Raw genomic sequence first — 17798 nt, forward strand, 5'->3', positions numbered from 1 at the left:
TGTTTCCCCTGAATTACGGTACCAGCTTGAAAGCACGGTAGTAGTTGTTATCTGAGAGTTCCCCGAACAGACTGAGCGACTGACCGTCGTATCTACCGGGAAAGAACATCACCAAGGGCTTTAACCCCATAACGGCATGAAGATTGTTGAGAAGGCTGTGGGATCGCAGCATTGGATAGACACCGCCAATACCTGAGACCAAGACCAGATCATGGTCATCAGGTCGGGCGACCTCCTTGAACACCTGAGCCAGTTTATCCTCTTTCAGAGGGGCTTTCAGTGCCTTCACCAGAGCCTCATCACCCTTGTCTCGCTGTAGCTTGTAGGATGGTTCCAGTAGGTTTCTGGACCGCATGTGATCCAAAACCATATCAAATAGGTCCACATGTATGACCCGTAGTTCGGGCATATGCATGGGTATCTGCTTGAGCAGGAATTCTATGTGATCCCGAATGCGGAGTTCTTCCTCGGGTGGGTAGTCGAATATGTAGAAGGCAATCTCGTTCCCCAATCCACGACCATTTATCAGGTCGTCAGATATCAGCTTCTCCAGCACCACATTCAGGCGTTCGGTTAAATTATCGTTCATATCGCCACCTGAATGCATTTGAGGACGTAGTCTTCGTTATGTTCTCGCAGGTACGTCATCACCTCATTAGCAATACGTACATGGTTCAAGGTCATCGTCTTAGTATCGGTGATGTATCCGACCTCATCAAGAATGCGGAACACGGAATCTCCAAGTTTATTTGCGGTCGATTCCGCCCATTCAGGCATGTGTGGATCACGTTCGTGACATCCTTCAAGGAACTTGCCCCACATCTGACGGGATAAGTTTGTGCCAAACATCCTGAATTCTTCGCGGACAACAAGATCGAGGAAATCTCCGATGAGGGTGCTGTGTTTGATCGACGAAGCGAAGACACATTGGGTGGCGATGATGGTGGAGCCATCTCGGACCATCTCCCATAACTCTGCATCCATGGTTTCTAATCGCACACGAACAAGAGATGCCTGCCTTTTCGCCGTTCCAATGCTGCGTTTTTGGAGAACGTTCTGAACCTCAATGGCATCTTTCCACCCTTGAGCATCAACATTGTTTAGAAGTAGATCAGCGATAATACGGCTTTCTGGGATTTTAAGTGAACCACCCGCAATATCGGCTTTATAGCGACTATTAAGCATTTGAATCCCCCTCTAGAACGCTTTGTTGGGAGACATCAATCTCGTCGCTGTTAAGCAGTACGATGTGTTGGTCACTGGCATCACGGAGGGATGGGTCAACATCCAGCCCAAGTCGCTTTCTGAGGTAGTACGAGAATGCCAGTCGTGTTTCGATCTCAAGCACCCCATTCTTCATACCATAATCGAGTTCCACAACTGTCTGTTGGGTGGGGGTGAGGTTCGGGTTTGGTCCAATCTTAAACGTAATGGTCTGCTGCCAAGCATGGTCGTTGCTTGCGTCGATGTCGTGAGGTTTGGTTTTCCTTGTCCCAAGGATTCTTGGAATAAGGAAATCTTTGAAGATTTTGTCGAGATGGCAATACGCCCGTGCGTGCCAGCGAAATCCATCAAAACCCAACGCATGGGGGGTGATCCACCGCCATGTTGGCTCTGGGCGTGTCATGCTCTGGTACTGTACTTGGATGGCACTACCAGTGTGGATCGCTTCAAGGATGGACAAAAGTCGCTTTGGATCGACGGTTCGTCTCGGTAGGGGAACGGCATCAAATGCTGGGGTTTTGGCAACCCACGTCTCACGGGGTGCAAGAACACCATCCGAGATTGAGCGAAGTTGAGCCAAATATCTGTTTGCATCAGGGGTTATCAAGATGGGCTTGAAATCATCCCCACGGACAAAGAACTTCTGACTACCGTCATAGCGGATATTGTTTGGAGCAAGGTCTTGATAGCGGTGAATATCGGCGGATGCCTGCGGGTTCGATACTCCAAAAAATTCAACAATGTCCTTGCGATTAAACCGCCCCTCCCAAAAAAGACGGAATTCTAGGAATTCGAGGCGTCGTTCAACCCCCCACCTCAATTCAGGTGAACCTGATGAATCCTGCTGGTTTTGTCGGATGTCCCCCATGACACTCCATGTATGTGTTTATAAACTTGTCAAATGCACGTTTTTGGTACATTAAGTTTCTTAACTGGTCAACGGGATTCAACAAATTATGATAAACATCCAAGAGAACGACATCTTCCTCAGAATGGGCAATCCGTCTACCCAATGGCGGGTTGAGCGTATTCTGGAATATCCTGACTTACCTCAGCATGTTCGTCTTAAATGCGAAGGTGGCGGGAACGCGACTATTACGGTAGCAATATCGGTGGTGGCTGATTCTTCCCAATTCCAGCCTCTAAGGGGTTAAGTCGGGTTTTATGTGGGGTTGGTGGTGATGTGGTTGCCTCGACGATTTTGAAACACGTTCTCGGCTCCTACAGCAGTGTTTTGAACATCATATAGAAAGAAAATGCATCGACTTGATAAAAATCGTTATGGTATCGGCTGAAATCACTGCCATTGAGGTGGCTCAAAATCATCATCCGCAGCAGCAATAAATTGCAAGATTGGGTGTTGAAGGCTAGGTCTAGGGGAGTTTATTGCGATAGAGCCTAAAGTATCATCATGGAACCGACATATAAAAATTGGTCCATGTACGTCAAGATCGCCGTCAGGTAGTGGCAGGGTAAAATTCACCGGAAGACCACGGCTTTTTGCAGTCTTGTTGATGAAAATAGCCAATTCTGATTGTGCCATACAGAAGGGGGCTAAAAAATGATCGCTGATTTCATCCACATCGCCACCCAGTGCCTTCTGGATAACGGCGACTATTGCTTCGAGTTTTTGATCTCCTCGATAGACCCACGCTCTTTTTAGCTCGAAGGGCTTGCCGGGATGTTTTTCGTAATACCAGAATGCTCTTGTACTCATAGCTCAGTTATCCTTTTTGAAATGGGGTAGTTGTTTAGGCAGCCTGGACATGATTTATCCATGCACCAATTCGTTTTCGTGCGACATCGGCATACTTGACATCCTGCTCAATTCCGACGAACTGCATCCCTTCATTCTGAGCCGCAATGCCTGTGGTGCCGCTGCCGCAGAAGGGGTCGAGAACCAGTCCGTCTTTCTTGGTCACAAGACGCACGAGATATTCCATCAGCCTCACGGGCTTGACCGTGCAGTGCGGGTTTTTAGCGGATTTCCCGCTGGGATCAGAAACACCAAAATCTTTTTCGGTTCTGCCCGGCTTCGGACAATAAAAATACCGCTGAAGGTCATCGTTGAATTCACCAATAACGTTTGCGGGAAAACGTCCAAGGTCGGGGTCACGACCAACTCGTTTGAACCCCCACCCCATGTTGCGTGTGTCCAGTGAGCCGCCATGTCCAGAACCTTTTACCTTTTCACCATCAGCCAACGGCACCCGACACGCATCGATATTCATGACGCCGGTTTCCCAACGCAGGATGTTTTGGGCTGTTGTGCCTTCAAGAGGCTTGCGGGCAACCACGATGACCTCATGGGCAGGCTTTAGAGCGGATTTCCAACCATGCCATTCTTCTGCGTGGGGAGAATTGGGTTCATAAGCTGGGACCATTGTTTTCCCATATCCGCCTTGTCCTTCCAGTGACCGTGCCATACGACGACCTCCGATATTGGAGACCTCGCTAAATGCCTGTCCGCCACGGATGTCATGCTGAAGGTTTACGTATTTTCCGCTGGTTTGCAGTGTCCCGAGATGCTTGTCGATTTGTTTTCCAGCATCGACCGCCTTAGGAAAACCTTGGGTGTAAATCCACATGATTTGATCTCTGATTTCAAAACCCGCCAACCGCAAAGAAAGGATCAAAAGATCAACTGTCTTCGGATGTCCGAAGGCAACCACAAAACCACCCGGACGCAGAACGCGGAAAGTTTGCTTCCAAGTTGAGGGCTGGGGGACGCCACCATCCCAGTCTTTGCCAAGAAAACCCCGGCGGTTCGAATAATCATAATCATCGCCTTTCGCCCATGTGGTGATCATGTCGGCGATGGTCTGGGATGAATAATTCTTCCCATTCTCAGAAAGCCCATAGGGTGGATCGCTAACAACCGAATGAAAATGGTTTTCAGGAAACCGGCTCATAACGTCCGAGTTGTCACCTGTGAAAACTTCAACCCGTTTTGACTGGCGGGTCACCTTGCGTTTCAAACGCATTGGCGGTGTGTACCCGAATGGCTGAAAGTCGTTCATACAATTATACATCACAAAATGCCTCGCTCTTACTGCTTCGCCAAGTCAAACGATTTGACATAGCGGGATTGAGCCGGGTCACTTCCACGTTACCCTTCAACGTGGGAGCAAAAGTTTTGACGGCATGGGGATTGATTTCAAAGCCAAAGACACTTCGTCCCATTTTGAGTGCAACCTTGGCAGTGGTGAATTCACCTAGAAACATGTCTAACACCGTGTCTCCGGGGCGACTGCTATAGGCGAGCATCTTTTCCACCAGCCCATCAGGGAGGGAGTTCATGTTTCGAATTTCACCGTTGTGGTGTTTTTTCTGGGGAATGTCTGTCCAAACATCCATACGGTCGGCGTATGATTTTTTACTATCCCCATAGCGGGCGTAAGGATCGAACCAGACGGCAGCCAATGGGGGCTTGATCACGTAGATAATATTATGATGACCGACGGTGTATTTGTGGTCCTGCCAGATGCCGGGATATTGCCAGACGATATTATTACGCAAGATAAGACCATGCTCCTCAATCGCACAGATGAAGTGATGCATGGTTTGAAATGACAAAATGAAATAGGCGGAGCCGCCGGGTCGGAGTACCCGAGCCACTTCGGCAACAGTGGAAAATGCAAAATCTTGATATTGTTCACGGGGAATTTCAACGTACCCCGCTATAACGTTACGCGTCTTTCCTTGATTGCGGTATTCGCTACCAATTACGTCACCTTTGATCCCAAAGGGCGGATCGTTAATGACAACATCAATGGAGCCATCGGCGATATGTGCCTTGGCTCCCATGATGCCGCACCCCTCGAAAATCCGAGCCATTACTGGCTCGGACTTCGGAGGATTGTAGCCAAAGGGTTCATGCATGAACGTCATCAGCATGTCCCTTACGCAGCCCAGGCGAGCTTGCCGCCCTCAACCACAGTCAGGGTGATATCGCTGACTTTGTTTTCATCGTCGGTCAGCACACGCAGTTCAGTCCGTCCTTGCTCATCAATAACACCAATCAGCAAAACACGTTGTCCCGCCATGGAGGCAAGGTCTGGGTTTGCACGGGCGGCACCATATTTTTCTGCCTTTTTCAGAAATTCGGTAACCGCATCGACCGCACGCTGCTGATGTGAGGTGCCACGCTTTTTGGCTGCCTCAGCAGCTTTTTCACGACGTTTTTTGACCTCTGGCAATTTGGCATACATTACCTTGACCTTCGCCAGCCCCACTTCACCAGACCGCAACGGAGTGGCAAGCCAATCAGCGGCGTCTTCATGAACGACCTTGTTATGCTCCAGAACGGCCATGGCTTGTGAGTCGTAGTTTATACGCTGACGAAGGTCGTGACGTTTCCCCTCGGGGTAAAATGCCTTCACCGTCGAGTGAGCGTCCGTTTTTGCACGCTTGCTCGGAACCACATTGTGATCAATCAGGAACTGATTATGATCATCGGGATACGTCTTCCCGGCGACGTAAACGCCGTAAATTGCCGCCAAGGCTTCATAAAGTTCAGCGTTATTTGCAGCGAGACGTTTCATAACACCCTGATCAAATGTGATCACAGCCGTCTGTGCTGTTTTAACAAGGTTGAAGAAAACTGTGCTGGCACTGTTTTCGGGCTTGGATTTAACATTCGCGGTTTTCTTAGACATAAGATGCACTCCTGGTTAATGTGGGTTCTATCGAAGTCCATCCTGTTTCCTTAGGGGACCTCGATATGTCACTTGCGGACCATCCGCTTGCAACATGATTCCAGAGTACATCCTTCATTTATGCAGTCAATTCAATGACTTACTAAACATATGGGGGGTCGCCTGTTTAGGGGTAAACAATCTAGGGGGGGTAGGTGTTTTGGGGGTTCGTGGAAGTTTTGTGACTTATTGTTTAGACAAGAAAGCTGGTAAAAAGACTCCAGATCAGAGACATAAAGAAATGAGAATGTTCCTCCGTCGCATTGGTGGAGAGTTTCGACACGAAATTACGGAGAAGGGTGGCAGTAGGTCCGACCTGCTTAACGAAATTGATAAGGCACCCTATTCATCAGACCCGTGGATTTTGATTGCATCCGGGTGGGAAGATATCGCTCACCCTAAGGCTGCCAGAATGCTGGTTGAGAACAACATCCCAGTTCTTTTATTTCCTGACACTGATGACATTATGGATTTTCAGTTTGACGAAAGCCGTTATGTTTTTGGTGGCCCAATTGTCGATAAAACAACTGCCACAAAATTTCTGTTGCAGTCTTATCTTCATGGCATAACGTCAAAAATATCTAAGGAAAGCCCATTTTCTCTGACAAATATTAATTCAACCAAAGAGGCTGTAGAGTTTGCTTCGAAAATTTGGACAGACATAAAGAATGTTGCACTTGAGGACTCGGAACGTGACCAGAGTAAAATTGCTTATACCCTGACCAAGAGAGGATTTAGGAGCATCAATGGGAAGCCCATAACACAGCCCCTCGTTTCACGTTACATCAAACGTGCCGGAAAAATAGATGAGTGGGCTGCGTTGGATTTGCAAATCAAACTGGGAATTAAACTTTAGAGCAACCCATTGGTTAAAGCGGTTGAGGCGGCCCAAGAGAGTTCCCGTCGTCGTCCCAAACAATCAAATAGCGACAATGTTTAGAAAGGAAGATTTCTAATCATTATCAGCTTTCGTGCGGGGTAAAGCGGGGACCACCTCCATGGTGATTTCAAATACATTTACTAAACCCCGCCAATGTCTGTTTTCTAAACATTTGAGGGTCATATGCGTGAGGGAAAAGCAAAAGTTCTATCCGAGCAGGAATTCACCCGATTGCTCCGGGTGATCTCGGTGGAACAACACGCCGAAAGAAACACCGCAATCATCATGATGAGTTTTGGTCTCGGTCTTCGGGTCGGCGAAATCAGCACGCTCATCGTCGGCGATGTCCTAAACCAGAACAATGCCATTCGTGATCACTTCCAAATCCGACGTGCCAACTCTAAGACCAATCAAAACCGCGAGGTCTTCCTCTCCAATCCAAAAATACAACGTGCGTTGCGGACATATCTCGATTGGCGGCGTGACCATGACCCGGTGGCGATCACCCAGACATCGCCGTTGTTTAGATCACAAAAGGGCGGTGCGTTTACCCCAAACTCATTACAACAGATGATGAAGCGGATTTTTCGTCGTGCTGGTTTACCTGAATCGGTATCCAGTCATAGTGGTCGCCGTAGCTTCGCCACCAAACTCATCACTGGCGGTATCGACATCAAATCCGTGTCCGTGCTGATGGGACACCGTAATATCTCTCAGACATCTGAATATTGCCAATCCAACCCAGATGTCCTTCGGTCCGCAGTGGTGCGTGCGATCTAGTAATAGACGCACTATTAGTCAACATCGGGAGGGCAGAACGCCTACGGCGTCCGCCCGCTCCATCGGTGTCATTCGCTTTGCTCATGAACACCTCTGAGCAATTCAAATTACACGACCGGAGTGGGCAGATACGCCGCCAGAGGCGGCTTCATTGAAAAACTCCCCCCAGCGGCAACAACTAATATTAATAGGTAGATGTTCGAGATAGGGGGAGTTTTTGATTTGGACCCACCCGTCCCCGCATGGAATAGTGAAGCGACACGTTCCACTCGCGACCCCACAGCAGATGAATTCATCAAGGCATCAATACGGCGACAACACATATACACCACAGCCATGGTGAAGCTGGCTATGTACGTCTACCGGACACGCCATGACCCCTCCGAGATAAATACTGCTGATGCAGTAACGAGGAGGAACACAAGTGATCACACTGACAGAAATATATGAAGAATTATTCGAACTAGGTGTCGTTGATACGCAATCCGAGTTCAGTGAATTTTGTGGACGAAAGCCATCATGGTACAGCAGCACAATTGCCCGAGGCAGGCACCCCAACATAGATGTCCTATATCGGCTCACGTGGGCGTTACACGACACCTACCTAGCCTCAATCCAAGCCATGGAGGAAACCAGCAACAATGATGAACACAAAGCATTTGAGGCTGGTGTAGACGTATTAGAAGCGATCATGGGACGTGTGCAGGATGAGATGGATAGGCTGTGCGAGTCATGAGATGCACCCCTGAACTCGAACACCTTTTATACCGTACCATCGATAGTTTTGACCACGATGATCGCCCCATCCATCGATTTTTTTCATCGCAGTGGGATGTCACGGAAATCGAAGTGAGACCTTTCACGCTGTCCATGACGTTCAGTGGTGAAAAATTGATTGCACCATGCATTCAAACCGTCGCACGGATTGAAGGTCACATGCAGGGGCAGCCGTTCCTTGCCTTGTTGCAGGTCCATCGATCAATAATCGATCACAGAGATATTGTGGAAATCGCTTGGCACAGCGACGACCCCGATCTGGTTCGCCGTTGGGTCGTGCTATTCCAATTAAAAGGCAAACCGGGGCTTTTGCCCGAACCCGTTAAATCGTCCATCCCAGCGGGAATTAAACACTGCTGGGCGTGGGACCACGCTTTCATCGTCAACGCCAATGCCACCGCAGCAATGACGGGGTTCAGCGAATGGATCAACTCCACCATCCCTCGATCTGTGCAGGAATTTTACCTTGGGGGCGAGGTCGTCGATGCCGATGATATTTTTAAGATTGGGATGAGTATTGAGACGGATCAATTTTTTTGGTGTGGCTATGCGTTGTGCAATCTGGCACCAGAATCGTGGGCAAATACCGTAGCGGGTCAGATTACAAAAACACCAGGATTGTTACGGTTTAAAACCGTAGATTTACCATCTTTTCTCGCAATCAATTGGTTCATCGGCGGAGCCATACGGCTTCATGGTGGGTGGGAAATCCATTCATATCATGATGACCAACAGCTTGGTAGGCGGTCACTCAGCCCCGCCATGCGTGACCGCCTTGGACAGGCTCAAAATGATCTGCGTGAATGGTTGCAAAAACGGTGGGGGGACCGCCTCCCGATCCTGCTCAATAGAATTGAATGGAACCGATACCCTAGCGTGAATTTTTACGAATCCGTCGATCATCATGATGTTTGGAGGCAGCCAAGTGGTCTCGTTGCCCATCCGTCTATTGGCTGGTTCCTCCCGTATCCATCATGAGGTCACCGTGACCACAAATATCCCAACCTGCCTTGGTCAAACGATTTGACATAAGCGTTCGCCTGAAGCTGCGTTTGCAGTATGGCAAGTGTGTATAAACGAGGGCCGCATTACTGGATTAGATTCCAATGGATGGGAAAGACCGTTCGCAAATCCGCCCGGACGATGAAGAAGACGGAAGCCCTTCAATTCCTGATGCGAGAGATGGACACGTACAAACGATGGGTTCGAGAGGGTCGGCGTTATCATATCGTGCAGGAAATGATCGACAAATACAGGGTCGAACACATGCCGTCGTTAAAAATCACTACCCGAAAATCCTACGCGGGTAATATCCGTCAACTAAGTCCGCACTTCGCCCATCTCGATCTAGAGAAGATCAGCAAAGGAAATATCACCGAGTTCATCTCGGCTCGGCGGCGTGATGGAGCGACCAGCCCGACCATTCGCCGTGACCTCTCGGTCTTTTCATCCATGTTGTCGTGTGCAGTCGTGTGGGATTGGCTGGATGTGAATCCGGTGAAGAACTATGACAAACGATCCATTCGAGAGAACCCACCCCGCATTCGTTATTTGACAAGAGGGGAATACCAACGTCTCGTAGATGCGGCGTCCGACTATATGAAGCCGATGATCACCTTGGCGGTTCAAACGGGCATGCGGGTTGGGGAAATCTTATCGTTGAAGTGGTCTCGCGTTGATCTTCAGCGTCGTGAAATCCTATTGCTGGAGACTAAATCCAACCGCCCAAGGGTCATCCCGTTAAGCGATAACGCTGTGACCACCCTTGTGACCATTCTCCGCCACCCCACCAGTGATTACGTCTTTCACAAAGAGGATGGGGAACGCTATATCCGTATCGTGATAGGGTTCAGAGGGGCGGTCAGACGGGCTGGGATCGAGAACTTCCGTTTTCACGATCTCCGCCATACCTTCGCCTCGTGGGCTGTCCAGAGCGGAATGGACCTCTACCGTTTAAGCCGAATATTAGGGCATTCGACCATGGACATGAGCACTCGATACGCCCACCTCGCAACGGCTGATTTACACCGTGCTATCCACGAAATGGGCTCATTCATGGGCACAAACGCAGAGAATGCCCAAATTCAACCATCTGAGGCTACGCCTTCCCACTTGGGGCTGCCTTCGCTCGATGCGACAACGCCACCGAGAAAACTTCACTAAACCAATAGGATGAAGAGGCTGTTTTACCCCGCAAAAATTATGATATAAGCCACCTAGTGCGTCCGTAGCTCAGCAGGATAGAGCACCAGATTCCTAACGGGGTTTGGCTCTATCTGAGATTTTTAAATTCCTTTTATTACAATCAATTACGCCCTCCTCTTAGGAGGGTGAACTGTGCCTAATTCTCGGAAAACACCCGAAAGTAAGCACAAATATTGCACATTGCATTTCGTCTAAAATGTCAGGAATCCATCATCGGACCGCCGGTAAAAAAGGCTGCAGAAGACCCAGGTCCATGCCTTTTATGGTTGCTACCAAGAAAAGTATTAAGAATGATGCCAGCAGAATATAACCAACGACAATTATAACAATTCCACTCTTTTGGAAAGCCTTTACGCCCAAGCTTTTCAAAATGTTCTAGAGACGCCTGCATTTTTGGCAGATTTTCTGCCAAGAACTGGTTGTTGAAATTCACATCAAACGTATCGTAAGTAAAAAAACCGATGTGTCCGTCGTCCGCTTCCAAATGCAGATTTTTGATCTGTTTCTTCGCCTCTTTTATTTTTCTATGCAATCTTGTGATTTCATCGGATGACATTGGTTTCCCCCTCTACCCTCGAATAAACGCGTTCAAGTTGTTCACGCCTCGCCGTAACGTCCCAAATGACAAAATGTCTTTTGCTTTGTTTGGGAAAACAGACGGCAAGACCAGCATGACAATGCCGAAAATAGGAAGAGTCAAAATGTTCAACAGGGATATGAGAATGCCAAGCGGAATCCACACAAAAATACCGATCAGATAAAATGGTAATCTAAATATATACCCCATTTATGCCCCCCACCCTCACGTCTCGAACGTCGTTCAAATGAATAAGCTGTACCGTAGTTCCTATTTTGAAAGGGCTACTCTTTTACAACCCATTCTTTACGAATGATGCCGGGGCCGTGTTCTGTGTGTTCGACTTTCCAGCATTCTTTGCTTTTGTCGGACAGGCACGGCTGTACGTTTGTGATTGTTAGGACCTCTCCTTTTTTGGCCGTGTATGCAACGGCTTTATTCCAGTACACATCCTGGTCATGCGGCATCGTGATGGTTTCGTTCGCTGCAAACGCAATTTGAGCAAAGGCCAATGAGCACAAAAGGACAAGAGCGGGTAATATAATTTTGGAGTTCATTTTCATATGTCTCACGTTTCATGATGGACCAAACAAGTCGAATTCGGGAGAGAAAATTGCTCACCCCATTCCTATAGAAGCACAAACAATGCCGTCGTATACGTCGTCTGGTTACCACCACAATCACTCACCGTGATTCTAATTTTAACAGGGGTATTATTTGGCGTTGTCACATTCAGGTTTACGGTTGCCCCGGATAGTGATGTGCTAATCGTTCCACCAGTAGAACCGTTAATAAGGTTCAAAAACTTAACATAATCGACAGATTTAATCGTCTCGCTAAACGTAATGCTCGCTGTCGTCGTTTGTCCCTGGCCGGTCAAGTTGGCACGATTTTCAGATACTTGGCTGGGTGACCCGCTTGTGTCTGTACAGGCGACTGAGGCCGATGTGCTTGCCAAGTCGGCGACCATGCTGACGGCCGTTTCACTGCGGCGGAAGTCCATATCGCTTAAGCGAATTCGCGAGAAACTCACGTTTGGTGTCTTGTTTTGAGCCACGTCATGATTTGGGCTTTGATCATCTGGTGCAGCACGCAGAACGGCGTCCATCCTCAGTGCCGTATCGGCTTTCGGCAGCTTGAGTTTTGGAACCTCAAATTTAAAGTTATAGCCAAGAGAGACCGCCCACTCATGGCTTTGTGAATTTCGGGCACTCAGCGACCATTTCTCGTAAGTGTGCGATATTTTAGCATCCCATTCATTATTGGAATTGCGTTCCCCGCCCAGACTCGTGGTGCCGATGTCGTTGTCAAATCCGCCAAGTTGATCCCACGTCAAGCCCGCACTAAAACCGCCAAGAACTTTATTGCGGGTGGTTATGATGTCATCAACTGATGTGGTGCGAGTACGTTCCGTACCCATGTATGGGGTCAATTCGAGACCCAGTGTTGGGCTCGTCACCAGACCAAACTCACCCCGATACTCTTTCATGTCCGGCCATCCGGCTTGTGTGCCATTGACCAGAAACTCAGGGCCATTAACATCAATGTACGAGGCCTCCCCATACACACTCGACCAAGCCGCGTTGGGAGAAGCGTTTTTATGGGTGTATTTCAATGCGGAAAAATAAGCGTCCAGCGTATCGGATTTTTCTTCACCATTGAACGTGTTCTTCCGATCAAACTCCTGATACCCCAGTGTGAGGGCAATTGATCCGTTTTCATCCACTTGATCAGGGGTGGTGCGAAGATATTGGCCGAACAAAGCCCGCGTGTCTTCACCAACCCGCAGCTTAACCCCGGCCCCTTGGGTATCGTCGAATAGGGTCTTAAATGTAACGGCCCCGGACGTGCCATTTTGGGCATTGCGTTCCAGTTCCAGCCCAAACTCGTTGGTCTGGTCGGCATTGGTGGCGTTCAGCGTACTATCCCATTCACCGGAATTTTCATCCCTTGTGTTCTCGGCCCCTAAGTTTAGGGCAAGGGGGCTGGTTTGGGTTCGCTGTAAAGCGGAATGCTGGAAGCTGAATTGGAGGTTGCTGCCATTTTCGGGGGCCACATTGATGCTCAGGCGTCCGTCTTGGCTGAGAGACAAGGGAATGGACTGCGGTTGAGCCGATTCAAACGTGTTGAAGGGCATGTCCGGTGAATACAAATCACCAGCCCATACCGCAAGCGGCACCGCCAATAATGGCAATGCCATCCCCCCTGAAATCCACCGTTTGTTCATAGAATCATAATACTCATCAAATAATTGGGTGAAATGTAACAACCATATGGCGTTTTGAACATGTTTTTTTCGTGAAAACATCGCTTTTAGGGTTGAAGTCATCCAGAACGGCGTCGGTCCACGGCTGCACGACGGTCTAGAGGCCATCGTTGGATTTTATCAAAAGGTTGGAAACACGGCGGAAACGGTAGACTTCCTACCCGCTGTGTTCCAGTTTACCTACAACAATAGGGAGGGCATTTGATGGGTGAAAAAATTACCGCAACCGTGGATACAGCAGACGTTAGGGATTTAGCGTTCGATTAGTTCTCCCAGAGTCATCTTTTGTAAAACGTCGATATCATCTGGGTCCTGAGCCATATCCAGCCCGTATTCGATCTTCCGATCTCAGATCAATGAAAACCCCTTGGTGGGGAGCGGTCCGATGATGGATTCCTGACATTTTAGACGAAATGCAATGTGCAATATTTGTGCTTACTTTCGGGTGTTTTCCGAGAATTAGGCACAGTTCACCCTCCTAAGAGGAGGGCGTAATTGATTGTAATAAAAGGAATTTAAAAATCTCAGATAGAGCCAAACCCCGTTAGGAATCTGGTGCTCTATCCTGCTGAGCTACGGGCGCTTCGGTGTGGGGCGGAAATCCGCGTGTACGGGTGGCTTATAGCATATTTTGCGCGGGGGAAAAGATCATCCGGGCGGCTTGGGCGATTATTTTGCGGCGCTCAACAAGCCTAAAAGCTTTGTTTGATTTCGACGAATATGCGGTCGTTGTCGCCGAGCCCCTTAAAGGGTGCGCGGGTGCCGTCGTGATAGAGCGTTATGCCGCCCGTGATGCTGAGCGCGTCTTGCACATCATATTCGATGGAGGCCCGTGAAAATCCACCGCCTTTGGTGAGTGGCGAAATGCGGGTGGTGAGCGCCGTTAAGTGGACACGGTCGTGCATATAGTCGCCGGAATAGCGCAGCGCGTATTCTTGCGAATTCCTCTTTAAACCTTCCCCAATCAGCGCCGGGCTCCAATCAACAAGGTGGCGGTTCACGACTTCGAAGCTCATGGAGGCGTCAGATAGGCCCGTGTAGTCGACACCGGCCAAGATATCGTGGCGGGTAAAATCCTGGCCCGGAACGCCCAAGGTTTGCAGGCCGGAAAAGCTGGCGGCTTCGCCCCTCACCAACCAGTTTCCCAACGCAATGTCCCCCGAGATGCCCACCATATTTACCCGCTCATGGCGGATGCGGGTGGCGCCGTTCACCGTTTCTTTGTGGCCGTTGTCGTCATAGAGGTTGGCCGCGTGCAGGGACAAGTCCCAGCCCGAAAAGGTGCCCTTGAGGCGGGCGGCCAACTCAGTATTGTTGAGGCCACCCGAAGGCACATCGTTTTGTGGAGCTGCCCCATTGGCGGTGTCGTAAGGGCTGTAAGACGGTGCGGTTTTGTTAAAGCGGATGTGGGGGATGACCAAGGCGCTGGCGCTCCACGGTCCGGCGGTATAATCGGCGCGCACCATCGCCAACGGCAGACGGACGTCTTCGATATCGACCATACCCAGTTCGCGTCGATCCAAAGGATTGATGACGTCCACCACACGCAGATTTTCAGACGTGCCCCAGACGATGGTTTGACGCCCGGCGGTGATTTCGAACCCGTTTCCCAATTGAGCGCTGGCGTAGAGTTCTCCAAGATTGATATCGCGCTCGAAGGAATTGAGAACCGTCGCGTTATAATCCCCACGGCCATGCACGGCGTACACAAAATCGTGGGCGACGGACGCTTCGCCCAACACGCGCACCGGAAGGGAAAATTGGTCGGGCAGGTTACCTTTGATTTTAAGGTTGGCTTTGGGACGCGCGCGGCTCAGTCCGCGTTTGTCGGAGCTGCCCGCCGTTGGTGTATTTTGGGTGTAATCATAGGCCGCCGAAAATAACATGCTGCCCGACACAGACCACGGCGACGCGACAGAATGTTCCGTCGCCGATGTTGACGAAGACGGTTCATCAAAACCTTCCAAAGGGTCGTCCGTCGGGACAGTTTTGGGGGCCTTGTCAAAACCATCAAGCACATCGTCAAGCACATCTTGAGCCCAGGCGTTTGCGGGCAACGCGAGCGCCATGCACAGCAGCACAAGAAGATGAGAAAATGGCTTTTGCAAAACTTACAGACCTTTTTCGAGGCGGCGTAAATTGAACATGGCGTCGTCCAAGCCCTGGTTGTAAAGAATGTTGTAAAAGGTCAATTCGGTTTTGTGTTCGGTGAGTTTGTTTTTCTTGGTGGTCATGGTCATGGCTGTGGTGGTCCACACACCGTCCATCAATTCCAATCCGGTCACGTCCAAGTATTTGAGCTTATCGCCGATATCGGTCCAGTGCACGGCACGCACGACGACAAAATTATCTTGGCGCACGAACACAACCGATTTTTTGTAACCGCTTTGATCGATCTCTTCTTGGGTTTTGGGCTGGGCTTCGATCACCCAAGTTTTGGCACCGCGCACTTCGTCTTCTTTGAGAATCTTATACTCATAGGCATCGAGATTTTTGCGCGTCATGTCGGAATAGTTGAAGTCAGATCCCATGAAGCTGCCGGATTTATCGGTGCTGGCAATGCGTTTGGTTTTTTTCAGCGCGGGTAAGAACAGCCATTGATCATCGTCTTTGTCATACGCGTCAAAATCATAAGTCAGAAAGCCGGTGTCCTTGACGTCGGCAGGTTCCAAAAAGAACATGATGGTGCGGCGGTCTTCTTCGCCCTTGTCGGTGATCAGATCTTTGGCAAAGGTTTTGATTTTGCGCGTGCGGGTGTCCCCGTTTTTATCGATCAGTACCATTTTCATTTCAGAAATGCGATTGTCACCATCGTCGCGGTCATCCACTTTTTGCATGATTTCGCGGGCCGTGAGGTCAGCGGCCCCTGAATCAAACGCATAAAAGCTAAACACCAAGGCGCTGAAAAGAACTGTTGCGGTTTTCATCAAACTCTCTCCGTTCCTAAAAATCTTTGTCGTCGGGAATCATGTGGGCTTTGTCCAAAACCTTCATCAGGGCGGGTGCCAAGAAGATGTCCGCCAGCAGCGCCAAGATGATGGTCGTGCCGGTCAGCCAGCCGAAGTTGATGAGGTTTTGTAAAGTGGACAGCAAGTAGATGAAAAAGCCTGTCGACAATACGATTGATGTCACCAACATGGCGCGTCCGGCCCCCAACAAGGTTTCGCGTACAGCGGTATTCACGCTGCCGGTGTCGTGGTGGATACGTCGATAATTGTGCATGAAGTGAATGGTGTCATCGACCGCCAGACCGATTGCGATGGACCCGATCAGCATGGTGAATAAATCCAGCGGCACGCCCACCCAGCCCATGATGCCCAAGGTGATCACGATGGGGGCCAAGTTGGGGATCATGCTCACCAAGCCAAGGCGGATGCTGCCGAGAAAAGCAATCATCATCAACGTGATCACGCCTCCCGCAATGATGTAACTTTGGCCCATGGAATAGATGGTCGCTTGCATGGTGCGGCCCAACAGAGCGTTCATGCCGGTGACCGTAATGTCCACGTCATCGCCCAACACTTCCCTAAATTTTGCGGTCACGGTGTCGTTGATGTCTTGCAGATAAACGGAATCGGCCCATGGCATTTTGGCGGTGAAGCGGGCCATTTGAAATTGGCTGTCGACGAAATCTTCCATATCGTCTGAGCCTGAATTTTCAAACAAGAACAGTTCTTGTGCGATCAAATCACGGTCATCCGGAATGCTGTAAAAAGCCTCATCATTGGCATGCAAGGCGCGGTTTGATTCTTTTAAAATGTCAGCCAACGACAGGGTCTTGCCAACGGAAATAAAATCCGTTTTGAGCGCTTCGATGACACCACTCAGCTTGTCCAATCCGGCCATGATTGTTGGATCATAGAGGCCGTTGACCTGCTTGGTGTCGACGATCACTTCAAGGGAGCTGGCCCCTTTCAAACGCTCGTCAATCAGGTCAAGGGCCAAGCGCGAAGGTTCAGACATCGGCAGCCATTTGAAGGGTTGATGGGAAAAATGAAGCTGCGTGATGCCCGCGATTGAAATCAGCAATAGCACACCACTGACGATGATGACCGGCCACGCCCGAGCCGTGGAAAAATCGGCGATGGTGCGCAGCAGCGCATCCATGCGGTCATGACGCTTATGCGCCCGTGTGCTGGATTTGGCCTTAAGCGGCAAGAGACTGAGGGCGGCCGGCAATAGCGTCAGGTTCAAAAGCAACGACAGCAAAATACCCAAAGAGGCGATGACGCCCAGATCGGCAATGGGAGCAACTTCTGCGCCGGCAAATGATGCCAGACCTGCGGCAGTTGTCAGCGATGTCATAACGATGGGCAGCCCCGAGTGGCCCAGGGCATAGACCACGCTGTCATGTTTGGCGTTGCCGTGCTGAACATGGCGAAAGAAGATCGC

The 17798-nt window shown here is 49.7% G+C and carries 18 protein-coding genes; 5 read left to right on the top strand and 13 right to left on the bottom strand.

Annotation, left to right across the window (positions count from 1 at the left end; all coding sequences use genetic code 11):
* Positions 1 to 13: 13 nt before the first annotated feature.
* The 7 genes from BEN30_RS15370 to BEN30_RS15400 all read right to left on the bottom strand — a co-directional run bounded on the left by BEN30_RS15370 (position 14) and on the right by BEN30_RS15400 (position 5882).
* On the bottom strand, positions 14 to 589 hold the full coding sequence (locus tag BEN30_RS15370; protein ID WP_069959208.1) for a DUF1788 domain-containing protein: 576 nt from the start codon (positions 587 to 589) through the stop codon (positions 14 to 16).
* Positions 586 to 1185 (bottom strand): DUF1819 family protein, encoded by a 600-nt coding sequence (locus tag BEN30_RS15375; RefSeq protein ID WP_069959209.1) that lies wholly within the window; start codon positions 1183 to 1185, stop codon positions 586 to 588. The genes BEN30_RS15370 and BEN30_RS15375 overlap by 4 nt, the downstream gene beginning before the upstream one ends.
* Positions 1178 to 2092: a WYL domain-containing protein gene (locus BEN30_RS15380; RefSeq protein WP_069959210.1), complete on the bottom strand. Its 915-nt coding sequence runs from the start codon at positions 2090 to 2092 to the stop codon at positions 1178 to 1180. The genes BEN30_RS15375 and BEN30_RS15380 overlap by 8 nt, the downstream gene beginning before the upstream one ends.
* A 429-nt stretch (positions 2093 to 2521) precedes the next feature.
* Complete coding sequence (locus BEN30_RS15385) at positions 2522 to 2941, bottom strand: hypothetical protein (protein WP_069959211.1); 420 nt, start codon at positions 2939 to 2941, stop codon at positions 2522 to 2524.
* 34 nt (positions 2942 to 2975) lie between these two features.
* Complete coding sequence (locus BEN30_RS15390; protein WP_069959212.1) at positions 2976 to 4208, bottom strand: DNA-methyltransferase; 1233 nt, start codon at positions 4206 to 4208, stop codon at positions 2976 to 2978.
* Between the two features lie 40 nt (positions 4209 to 4248).
* Positions 4249 to 5115: a DNA-methyltransferase gene (locus tag BEN30_RS15395; protein WP_170827090.1), complete on the bottom strand. Its 867-nt coding sequence runs from the start codon at positions 5113 to 5115 to the stop codon at positions 4249 to 4251.
* A gap of 11 nt (positions 5116 to 5126) precedes the next feature.
* Positions 5127 to 5882 (bottom strand): hypothetical protein, encoded by a 756-nt coding sequence (locus tag BEN30_RS15400; protein WP_069959214.1) that lies wholly within the window; start codon positions 5880 to 5882, stop codon positions 5127 to 5129.
* 94 nt (positions 5883 to 5976) lie between these two features.
* On the opposite strand from BEN30_RS15400, the gene BEN30_RS15405 reads away from it, so the two are divergent.
* From BEN30_RS15405 to BEN30_RS15425, 5 genes are all read left to right on the top strand, one after another.
* A complete protein-coding gene (locus tag BEN30_RS15405; protein ID WP_069959215.1) occupies positions 5977 to 6777 on the top strand; it encodes a hypothetical protein in 801 nt (266 codons plus the stop codon).
* Between the two features lie 207 nt (positions 6778 to 6984).
* On the top strand, positions 6985 to 7581 hold the full coding sequence (locus tag BEN30_RS15410; RefSeq protein WP_069959216.1) for a tyrosine-type recombinase/integrase: 597 nt from the start codon (positions 6985 to 6987) through the stop codon (positions 7579 to 7581).
* A 424-nt stretch (positions 7582 to 8005) separates the two neighbouring features.
* Positions 8006 to 8317 (top strand): DUF6626 family protein, encoded by a 312-nt coding sequence (locus BEN30_RS15415; protein WP_069959217.1) that lies wholly within the window; start codon positions 8006 to 8008, stop codon positions 8315 to 8317.
* The gene (locus BEN30_RS15420) at positions 8314 to 9336 is read left to right on the top strand and encodes a hypothetical protein (protein WP_139135072.1); all 1023 of its coding nucleotides are present in this window, start codon (positions 8314 to 8316) and stop codon (positions 9334 to 9336) included. The genes BEN30_RS15415 and BEN30_RS15420 overlap by 4 nt, the downstream gene beginning before the upstream one ends.
* 132 nt (positions 9337 to 9468) lie before the next feature.
* A complete protein-coding gene (locus BEN30_RS15425) occupies positions 9469 to 10521 on the top strand; it encodes a tyrosine-type recombinase/integrase (RefSeq protein WP_170827091.1) in 1053 nt (350 codons plus the stop codon).
* Between the two features lie 241 nt (positions 10522 to 10762).
* On the opposite strand, the gene BEN30_RS15430 is transcribed toward BEN30_RS15425, so the two are convergent.
* The 6 genes from BEN30_RS15430 to BEN30_RS15460 all read right to left on the bottom strand — a co-directional run.
* Positions 10763 to 11119, bottom strand: a complete 357-nt coding sequence (locus tag BEN30_RS15430; protein ID WP_069959220.1) for a hypothetical protein — start codon at positions 11117 to 11119, stop codon at positions 10763 to 10765.
* A gap of 305 nt (positions 11120 to 11424) precedes the next feature.
* Positions 11425 to 11697: a DUF3316 domain-containing protein gene (locus BEN30_RS15440; protein WP_139135073.1), complete on the bottom strand. Its 273-nt coding sequence runs from the start codon at positions 11695 to 11697 to the stop codon at positions 11425 to 11427.
* Between the two features lie 71 nt (positions 11698 to 11768).
* A complete protein-coding gene (locus BEN30_RS15445; RefSeq protein WP_139135074.1) occupies positions 11769 to 13469 on the bottom strand; it encodes a hypothetical protein in 1701 nt (566 codons plus the stop codon).
* 629 nt (positions 13470 to 14098) lie between these two features.
* Positions 14099 to 15514 (bottom strand): DUF1302 family protein, encoded by a 1416-nt coding sequence (locus tag BEN30_RS15450; protein WP_170826916.1) that lies wholly within the window; start codon positions 15512 to 15514, stop codon positions 14099 to 14101.
* A 3-nt stretch (positions 15515 to 15517) separates the two neighbouring features.
* Complete coding sequence (locus BEN30_RS15455) at positions 15518 to 16333, bottom strand: outer membrane lipoprotein-sorting protein (RefSeq protein ID WP_069956419.1); 816 nt, start codon at positions 16331 to 16333, stop codon at positions 15518 to 15520.
* Positions 16334 to 16349: 16 nt separating this feature from the next.
* The coding region (locus BEN30_RS15460; protein ID WP_170827092.1) for an efflux RND transporter permease subunit at positions 16350 to 17798 on the bottom strand (1449 nt) is incomplete at its 5' end.

It is taken from the genome of Magnetovibrio blakemorei, from assembly GCF_001746755.1.
In the GTDB taxonomy this organism is placed as follows: domain Bacteria; phylum Pseudomonadota; class Alphaproteobacteria; order Rhodospirillales; family Magnetovibrionaceae; genus Magnetovibrio; species Magnetovibrio blakemorei.